Origin of the sequence: Arthrobacter sp. NPDC093125 (assembly GCF_044754225.1) — a bacterium.
Taxonomy (GTDB): domain Bacteria; phylum Actinomycetota; class Actinomycetes; order Actinomycetales; family Micrococcaceae; genus Arthrobacter.
In genome coordinates, this window is the sequence record NZ_JBIVOQ010000030.1 from 1 (window position 1) to 1,204 (window position 1,204).

At 64.3% G+C, this 1,204-nt stretch carries 1 protein-coding gene; it reads right to left on the reverse strand.

The window, feature by feature from the left end; genetic code table 11:
• A partial coding sequence (locus ACIP9X_RS21800) for an ISL3 family transposase (protein WP_400481833.1) occupies positions 1 to 1,127 on the reverse strand: 1,127 nt, incomplete at its 3' end.
• Positions 1,128 to 1,204: the final 77 nt, after the last annotated feature.

The following is a 1,204-nucleotide window of genomic DNA, read 5'->3' on the forward strand; positions in this document are numbered from 1 at the left end:
GCCGCCTTCCATTGTTTGAGTGTCCTGCCGAGGCGGCCGACTTCCGGGATCGGGCAAGTCGGGAACGAGGAGATCACTTCGGTCACGAGGTCCCTGCCCCGGGCCGGAGGGGCGTGGTAGATGTGGCGGAGCTTTTGATAGCACTGCCAGGCGAGGGTGACTTCCTGGTTGGGGTCCCCGAGGGCGAGTTTGGTATCGAGCCTGGCGGCTTGTTTGTCGGTGAGGTGTTCGGCCCCGATCTGCAGGGTTCGGCGGATCCCGTAAAGCGGGTCGCCTTTGCGTCCGCGGTGTCCGAGGGTGTCCTGCTGGACCCGGCGCCGGACCTCATCAACCATGGCGGACCCGAGTTTGACGACGTGGAAAGCATCCAGGACGGTGATGGCTTCGGGGAGTTCATCACGAATCGCGTTCGCGTAGCCGCGGAAGGGGTCCAAAGCTGCCGTTTTGATCCCTGCGGTGAACTCGGGGCCCCGGGTTTTGAGCCAGTCCGCGTAGGCCTTCCCGGACCGGCCTGAGACGAGGTCCAGCAACCTGGCATGAACCACGCCGTTCTCGTCGCGGGTGTGATCCACGATCCCGGTGACCATCCCCGTGCCGGGCAGGCCTGTATGGGACCAAACATGTTCGTCCACGCCGAGCGCATCCACACCTGCCAGCCTCCCGGTCGCTGAGATGCGCCCGGTGGCCTCACTCTTCACTGCGTCCCAGACCGTGTGCCAGGAGACCCCCAGCTGGTGGGCCAGGGCAGAAACGGAGGTATCGAAATGCTGCAGCGCATCCGTTGCCCACCCGGCGGCCCTGGCGGTGAGTTTCGCCCTTGAGCCGGCCAGCGCGTTGTCCTCGCTGAACGTCGTTCTCGGACAGTCGCGGTCCGGACACCGCCAGACACGTTTGGCCCACAACAGCATCACGGGCCTGCCGAAGCAAGGGATGTCATGAAGCCGAACCCTCCGCCGGCCATGACCCACGGCAACGACGCCGCAGTCCGGACAACCGGTGATGTCCTCGCCGGTCTCGACGCCCAGAACCAGGCCCCTTCCGGTTGCCGTGACAGAGCTGACGTGAATGCCCTCGACACCGAGCAGCGCGTCCGCGCGTGTGCACCAGCGGCCATCAGAACAAGACATAGAGTTATTCATGTCGGGGTCTCTTTGGTTATTGGTTTGCTTGGTCGCTACCAATTCAAAGAGGCCCTGGCCTCTTT